Source organism: Fusibacter paucivorans (assembly GCF_018390735.1).
Taxonomy (GTDB): Bacteria; Bacillota; Clostridia; order Peptostreptococcales; family Acidaminobacteraceae; genus Fusibacter; species Fusibacter paucivorans.
In genome coordinates this window covers 96,405-103,560 of sequence record NZ_JAHBCL010000016.1, presented here as the reverse complement: position 1 = coordinate 103,560, position 7,156 = coordinate 96,405, and the positions used below count along the sequence as shown (strand labels likewise).

Below are 7,156 nucleotides of genomic sequence, written 5' to 3'. Positions count from 1 at the left end.
CATGATTATTGGGCTGCAGTAACACTGCAGCCACTACACGCATTTTTTGAGGCAAGATAAGCGAGCTAGCTACGGCAAGAGTTATGAGCTAGGCAATGACAGAACTAGAAATCAGAAACATCATTGCCTCCAACTTCATTTTATAAGCAAATGCCTTTTCACTAGGTCTGATATGCTCTCGTTGGAGATTGCTGTCGATCATGGCTATTGTGGCTTCTGCATCATCCATCTGCATAACCATGACGGGAACTGTATCAACACCAGCCCATTCACAGGCAGCTTTTCTTCTATGACCTGCAATAATCTCATACCCTTCTCCATCAGGATTGGGTCTAACAATCAGCGGAACCAATATTCCCTTTTCTTCAATGCTTTTGGATAATTCAAACAACTGCATATCATGTTCCACCCGAAAAGGATGTCCTTTAAACTCATGCAATTCACTGATTTTGACGTTTCCCGTCTGTAATTCCTGTTCGTTGTTCCATAATGAACACAATTCCTTTGATTTCTTCATCTTCTCATTCCTCCTGTTATTCTAGGTGTCATGTGAAAACTGGCAAAAAAAGAAGACCGCCTGCTTTCACATCAAAGATGTTGAAAACAAGCGGTCTTTCGACTTTTTCTTATGAAGTTGTTGACGGTTTATTTTACTGAAATCATCCGATTTATGAACGATATATTTTTGTGTCCACTCATACCAGTTCTATAACTACTGAGACTTTAATCTCATTGGAAATCTCTTTTTTTCTTCCAAAATTCGATTTCCCAGTGAACTTAAAAACTCTTGCAAAGTGCGTAAATTCAAGGATTTTTACATATTCACCCTTTGTAGACAACAGACGGTCTCCACATGCCTTGAGTAGACAAAAATGATGCCGTGTGAACCCACTGGTTCCTTGGCGGGTAGGCAATTTCATTTTTCCATAGAAGCTAAACAACTCAACTATGTATCTTTACACAGATGTGATGTAATTCTGTTTCTCTTCCATGTCGATTGTGTTTAGTCATCAATAGCCTTATATCTGAATAATTGTACTCTTTGTCACGAGTATCATCTATACCTACTAACGCATGCGGATATACATGATTTTCAGCATGCTGGCAGTATTTTGCCCAAAATGACTCGAAATCTTTTACATTTACATAAGACAATATAAAATTAAAACGATTCCCCAAAGTATCATACTTGTATATCTTATCCAAGTGTGTATTTAGGTAGTTTGTATCCAAACTGCTTAAATTCAAAGCCTCAATAATCGTAATAGGCATTCCCTTATCATGAATAAGTATATCAACTTCACCAGAGGCTTTTCCTGAAGATGATACCCCCTGCCTTGTCTGATCTTTAACTTGATATCCACTAGTCTCTAATAAATCTCTAATATAATCATTTCTTTCATCCTCTGAAACGTCTTTAAAAAGATTATTTCTTTGCAATTTGACACATGCTAAAAATACGGCCCTTAGCAATACATCATTCGAGTAAACTTGATTTGTGTCCTTCAAAACTTCGTTACTTACAAAAATATTTCTTTCTGATTGCTTTACACATATAACGCACACATTTTTCTCATCAATACTGCCCATCTGGAATTCAACGCTTGGTTGAATTGATAATTGTTTTAAAGCAGCCTTGATCACGCCATCTATCTTAAAACTCCTACTAATGCCATTAATGCGACATCCTTCAGAGTGTTTGCTTGCTCCAATAACAATATATCCATAATCACTTTTTGTACTCGCCATGGCTGCAATAAATAGTGCAATGTTTTTGGGTTTTAAATCAAATTCTCTGCATATTATGTTCTCAGCATCCTTATCGCTAAGCAATCTTGTAACTTCTTTCATATCAATCATTATTTATCTAATCCTTTTTAGTGGTATTTTATTAATACCTGTAATTTTTAGTATTTTCCCAAATGTAATTTTTTGAGGCGCATCACATTTACTTGCAGCCCATATTTCCCAGTCTTTTTCGTAATCAAGAATATCTTTTTCTGAGTCATAATAAAAAATTATCTGACCATAATCTGAAGGTCTAATTATTAAATACAACTCCGTTTTATGCTTCTTTATTAGAAAAACCGTTTTGTCTAATTCTATCATTTCAGAAAAATCATATGCATCATCTTTTTTTAACTCTCCAATTACCTTCTCAATCGCATTATCTATAAGATCTTGTACAAATTCAAATTTATAGTTTTGTCCATCAGACAAATGTATAAAGTGCTCAGACAAAACGCCATTACTCAAGGCATTTTCTAGTTGATCTTTAGATGAAATACCCAATTGGGCTAGCAACTCATCAGATAGAGTTACTTTCTCATTGGTGTTTTCGGAATCATTCCCAGTCACTCTTTCAAGCGCATTCTCTAATTCTTCATAATCGTCAATTTGAAATTTGGTCATTATTTCATCATATTTCCTTGCTTTGTCTATACTCTCTATTACCTCTGCATCATCTAAGAATCTGTGCTTGTATTTGTATAAGTCTGAAAAGAATTTGTTAGCACTATAATCGTTTTCGTTAAGCCAGGAGTATAAATCTCTTAAAGCTTCCTTTGTTACACTGTCTTTCAATAAATCATTCCATTTACCTCTAACCAACGCAGTCAATTTTTCTGCTACATCAGATAATGCAATTGTTCTTTTGGGCCAATCTAGGCATATGCCCTTATCCAACATCTCGCTTCTAAAATCATAACCTAGTTTGGCTGTAATACTCTTCAATATTTCATCTGTACTATCATCATCTAAATATAAGCTATCCTTTGTACAGAAATCGCCATTTTGATTTGGTAAAATGGCATTAGTCTCATCTTCTAATAAAGAGCTATATTCTTTAGATATGAAACTAATAAAATTGTGTAACCACTTAATACAGTCATCTGTAGATTGGAAATGTTTTGCATCTTTAAAGGACTCGATATTTCTGTATGTTGCAATTTCCGAAATAAGATTCCTAATAATAATTCGATCTGCTTTTTCCCATATTTTTTTTGAGTAATTAGATATTATATTTTTTTCTCCAATACGATCCTGTAAAATCGTTTTAGAAAAATCATAGATTAATTGTCTTTCTGCTGGGAATTGACCATCAATTGCAAACATCGAAATTAGCTTTAGAGCTGCCTCGAATTTAGTTTCAGGTTTGCAATTTGATATGAGATCATTAATTCTTGAAACAATATAATCCGAATCTTTGTGGTAATACTTAATACCCGCTCCGGTATTTATATGATTACTTATCAAGTATTCTCTACAATCTTCACCTACTAATTTCAAAACATCTTTTAATGCTTCATCAATTTCACAATCAATAAATACTTCTGTATGCTTAACAAAATTTCCATTTTGATTTGGAATTACTGAATATTTATCCGCGACAATATCTTCGATGAATACAGTTTCTTCATTTAGCAGTTGATAATAAGAATTGAGCCACGAAATAGGATTTGCAACACCAGATAATCTATTCATCAAATTATCTAGATTCCCTTGGTTTTCTATCATTGATGTCAGTATTTTGAAATCTAATATTTTGCATTCAGACCATATTTTGCCATTCCAGTTTTCCACTTCACTTTTCAAGGGCAGTTTATTTAGAGCTACACTCTTACATAGCTCAAATAAACCTGCTCTTATATTTTTATCTCTATGATTAGGGAAAAGAACTTGTATTTTATTATTCTCTTTAATGGCAATCCGGTTATCAATTTCAGTGTCAACTATTTCAGTATTTAATACTTTATTTTTGATATTCGTAGTTATTTCACTTTTCATCCAAACATTCGACAACCAATCTTCATCGATCGTAGAATTAATATTATCTAAAAATAAGTGCATGTTTTTCCAATTGTTTGCGGATGCAAAATCTAATACCTCACAATATAACTCTAATCCACTTTTGACAATGTCTTTGTTCTCGATTACTAATTCATCTGGTTTATCCGTCATATATACACCATTTCTAGGTTCATTTGGATTAAACCTCGAGCAATTTAATATAAATGGAAATGCAAATTTTTCGGTTCCAATGAGAGGAAAATCACAAAACAATCTTGGTATATCCTCTCTAAGTTCTTTTAAGAATGTTTGTTCATTGATATACATAATTTCAAAAGCTAAACTGACATCTGCATTTTTTGCAACGATAATTTTATGTTCTTGCTTAGAAGTACTGGAACTTTTTTCGATTGTATAAACAAAAATATTATCTGTTATTTGTTCAATTCTATCATCTAAAGAATAAGTAATACCTTCATTTACAACTACAACACTCTCAATATTCGGGACAAAAACCAAGGTATATGGTATTAAATTTATTAAATCAACAAGGCCTCTCTTCGCTACCTCAATTCCTATTGGATTAAGCATATATGTAAATGAGGTATTCAAGTTCTCAGCGGAATAATCATCCATATTGGGTGAAACTTCAACTCGTTTTAATTCCTCAAGAGAAGATTCTACAGATTTAATTATAGAATCAATGTCTTTCCCTGACCTATCCAACGTTAAACGAAATTGCTTATAAGGCTCATCATCTTCTTTTAGAACACCATCCACGGTAACTATTTCTGATAACAAATGAGTCGTTAAAAAACCTGTCCCAAATTTCCCAGTTTCTTTCACCCCTTCACCAGAATAGGGTACTTGCTCCTTACTGGATACTTGTCCAACAAGAAAAGTTATATTTTCTGCGGTAAAAGGCTTTCCATTGTGACTAAATCTCAATAAATTTCTAGTTATATCTAAGTGAACTTGCACCTTGGTTTTCGAATTTAAATGCGAAACATCTTTTGCATTTTGTAGCAACTCCCAGATCCATCGCCTTGATGACTCTTCATTACTACTTAGTCTTAAGTTCTTCATCATATCTCTAATTTTGATTGCTATAGACGTGCTTCGTGATTTTTTATCTGCTTTATCTATCAAATCTGTATACGACAAGCTTCATACCTCCCAATAGAAAAATAAACAATTGCTATAATTTTACTCTTGCAGGAAGTATTCCACAAGGAGAACACTTTCAAGACAATAAGTAGCATCCTATTTTAAAGTCAACCGTTAATCACATTCTCTGAATTTTGGCAAATTACATCGTACAAATCTTTGCACTTCAATTCTGACATTCCTTTTATTACTTGCCTCAACGCTATATAAATTTCTTGATAATGGCTTATTTCTTTAATAAAAGGAGCATCAGTCTCAACGAGAATTCTATCTTCAGGAACAGATTGAATTACTCTCTTCCCACCTGATGTACTAAGCATTTTGCTGTTGATGGAAAAATAACATCCCAAGTCAATAGCCCTCTTAAGATCAGACTCGTTACCGGTAAACCAATGTAAGATACAAATGTTATTTTCCGTTGTTCTATGCAAACTTAAAATATCGATCACAGCCGCAGCAGCCTTAACACTGTGTATAGAAAGTACTTTCCCACCGATTTTGCTACATTCTTTTGTAATAGAACTAAAGACTTCAATTTGTTTTGCCTTTGAACTCACATATTCACGGTTAAAATCAAGACCTATTTCTCCAATATACTTTGCCTTTTGAAGATAGAATAATACTATAGAAAGCTCGTTGTGCCTATCTTCAATCAATTGTGGGTGTAATCCGACTGCGACTTTAATATTGGGGGCGTTTTTGCAAAAATCAACTTCCTGAGTATACGCCTGAGGTGTTGTTGTAACAGCCATTATTCCAAAGTTTGTGCCTACGGATTCATGTATGATTCCTTTCATTTTAGGCATTAGATCCAAATGGCAGTGCATGTCGTATAGCATTATTTAGTCACCTCGTTACTAAGTGACGTATGAATAAAATCGCCAACCTCATTCAAACCTCTACGATACACATCTGCAAGACCATTAAGATATTCTTGATTATTCGGTAATGGTCCAGGTTTATGAATTAACAGTTTTGCAATTTCAGGATTCTTTTGAATTCTCTCTATCGCATATTCAAAGGATCTCAATTGAATCCCCATGCCCATATTATGATTGATGCGAAGCTCAGTTACACTCTGCTTCGTATATTCAGTGCTATCATTTCCAAATCCAAATGCTTTTAACATCGCTGCTCTTCTTATTAGACAAGGAACACAGAAACCACAGTGTTGTGGTGGCAAACCAGCCCACCTTGCTTTCCCGGGAGATGAACATGATACAGATTGTTTCATCAGCTCAAGGAGCAAATCTTTATCTTTGCATTCACTTGCCATTTCACCTTTTGTTCTATCCCAATAGTTGTTTTCAACACTTATCGAAAACCCTAAAGTGTCCAATATTCTATTCCACATCATTAAATAAAATGGATGTGTGGTTCTTGTGCTATGCGAACCTACTCGCAGGTTATCCAGAGGAACATTTAGCGCAATCAATCCATTCTCAGGCACCTCCAACTTCTGCACTTCTGGCAGCCCTGACAATGCGAAAATACCTAGAGCAATAAATAGGAACGAGCGACTACGAGTGGTATTATCTGTAAATCCGCTGGGAATAATATCCTTCTCAAAGACCATCCACAAATCTAATTGTACTGGCTTAATATTTTCATACTTATCTTCCAGTACCTCTAGAATTTCTTTCTGTGCACTTTTGGTATGTCCATCTCCAGCATGGCTAATTAATAGTAGTTTCTTATTTTCTTCCAAATAGTTTATCGTACTTATTAAGCTGTCCATCCCACCAGAAAACAGCGATACAACTTCAAATTCTGTTTTTTCTTTAATTTTCGATTGCAGATCATCAAACTCGAAATTTCGTTTTTCAAAACAGAAATTCCATTTGTCACCGGTCAAAAAGTTGAGCATTCTTATTAAGTCATTGCGAACACTATCCCATTTAGCAACATCGATAACAGGAATTTGAATAGTAATTTCTCTAGTCCAAGAATCTTGCGATGTTTTAGCTCTTGAAATACGAGTGTCAGCCAAATAAACCATGGTAGCTATTGCCATCACATCAATCCCATTTTCAGTTGGACATATTCCATAACCCAACATCTTGTCAACAACTTTGCTGACACCATATCTCAATATACCTTGCTCTGTAATCAGCGGAATATAAACGATTTCTGAATCCATTTCGCTAATTGTGCGGATATCAAATTCCTCATAACTTCCTATTAACTTAAATCTATTCAT

At 34.3% G+C, this 7,156-nt stretch carries 5 protein-coding genes; all 5 read right to left on the bottom strand.

Annotated features, from left to right (window positions below; genetic code table 11):
- Positions 1 to 88: 88 nt before the first annotated feature.
- The 5 genes from KHM83_RS10610 to qatC all read right to left on the bottom strand — a co-directional run bounded on the left by KHM83_RS10610 (position 89) and on the right by qatC (position 7,156).
- Positions 89 to 517, bottom strand: a complete 429-nt coding sequence (locus KHM83_RS10610) for a ParB/RepB/Spo0J family partition protein (RefSeq protein ID WP_343213143.1) — start codon at positions 515 to 517, stop codon at positions 89 to 91.
- A gap of 425 nt (positions 518 to 942) precedes the next feature.
- Positions 943 to 1,860 carry a hypothetical protein gene (locus KHM83_RS10605; protein ID WP_213236987.1) on the bottom strand — a complete coding sequence of 306 codons (918 nt, stop codon included), beginning with the start codon at positions 1,858 to 1,860 and terminating at the stop codon, positions 943 to 945.
- 3 nt (positions 1,861 to 1,863) lie between these two features.
- Positions 1,864 to 4,953 (bottom strand): sacsin N-terminal ATP-binding-like domain-containing protein, encoded by a 3,090-nt coding sequence (locus KHM83_RS10600; RefSeq protein WP_213236986.1) that lies wholly within the window; start codon positions 4,951 to 4,953, stop codon positions 1,864 to 1,866.
- A 110-nt stretch (positions 4,954 to 5,063) separates the two neighbouring features.
- Positions 5,064 to 5,795, bottom strand: coding sequence for a Qat anti-phage system TatD family nuclease QatD (gene qatD, locus KHM83_RS10595; RefSeq protein ID WP_213236985.1), 732 nt, complete (start codon positions 5,793 to 5,795; stop codon positions 5,064 to 5,066).
- Complete coding sequence (gene qatC, locus KHM83_RS10590; protein ID WP_213236984.1) at positions 5,795 to 7,156, bottom strand: Qat anti-phage system QueC-like protein QatC; 1,362 nt, start codon at positions 7,154 to 7,156, stop codon at positions 5,795 to 5,797. The genes qatD and qatC overlap by 1 nt, the downstream gene beginning before the upstream one ends.

Coding starts and splice junctions, on each gene's coding strand:
- qatC (WP_213236984.1), bottom strand. CDS start 7,156: ATGAATAGATTTAAGTTAATAGGAAGTTATGAGGAATTTGATATCCGC.
- qatD (WP_213236985.1), bottom strand. CDS start 5,795: ATGCTATACGACATGCACTGCCATTTGGATCTAATGCCTAAAATGAAA.
- KHM83_RS10610 (WP_343213143.1), bottom strand. CDS start 517: ATGAAGAAATCAAAGGAATTGTGTTCATTATGGAACAACGAACAGGAA.
- KHM83_RS10605 (WP_213236987.1), bottom strand. CDS start 1,860: ATGATTGATATGAAAGAAGTTACAAGATTGCTTAGCGATAAGGATGCT.